This window comes from Nocardia amamiensis, assembly GCF_015477605.1.
In the GTDB taxonomy this organism is placed as follows: domain Bacteria; phylum Actinomycetota; class Actinomycetes; order Mycobacteriales; family Mycobacteriaceae; genus Nocardia; species Nocardia amamiensis_A.
Genome location: NZ_JADLQX010000204.1, coordinates 1 through 576, shown reverse-complemented (window position 1 = coordinate 576; position 576 = coordinate 1). Strand labels below are relative to the sequence as shown.

1 protein-coding gene is annotated in these 576 nt (G+C 65.8%); it reads right to left on the bottom strand.

Annotated features, from left to right (window positions below):
- Nucleotides 1-576, bottom strand: a 576-nt coding sequence (locus IU459_RS37490; protein ID WP_195134302.1) for an aldehyde dehydrogenase family protein, incomplete at both ends; no start/stop codon positions are given.

Genomic DNA, 576 nt, shown 5'->3' with positions numbered 1-576 from the left:
GTCCTGCACGAACATCCGGGTGCCCGCGACGCAGCATTGGCCGTGGTTGAACAGCCACGCGTTGACCGAGCCGGTCACCGCGAGGTCGAGATCCGCGTCGGCGAAGACGATGTTGGGACTCTTGCCGCCCAGTTCGAGCGACACCTTCTTGAGGTTGCCCTTGGCGGCGTCGACGACCAGCTTGCCCACTTCGGTCGAGCCCGTGAAGGCGACCTTGTCGACGTCGGGGTGGGCGGTCAATGCGGCGCCCGCGTCACCGTATCCGGTCACGATATTGACCACGCCGGGCGGGAACCCCGCTTCCTCGAAGAGTTCACCGAGCAGCAGCGCGGTGAGCGGGGTCTGTTCGGCCGGCTTGAGCACGACGGTGTTGCCCGCCGCGAGGGCCGGCGCGATCTTCCACGCCGTCATCAGAAGCGGGAAATTCCAGGGCACTATCTGACCGCAGACACCAACCGGCTCGCGCAGAGTGTAGGCGTGGAATTCCGCGTCGGGCGCGAACGGCATCGAAACGTTCACCGTCGACCCTTCGATCTTGGTCGCCCAGCCGGCGTAATAGCGGAATACATCCGCCGC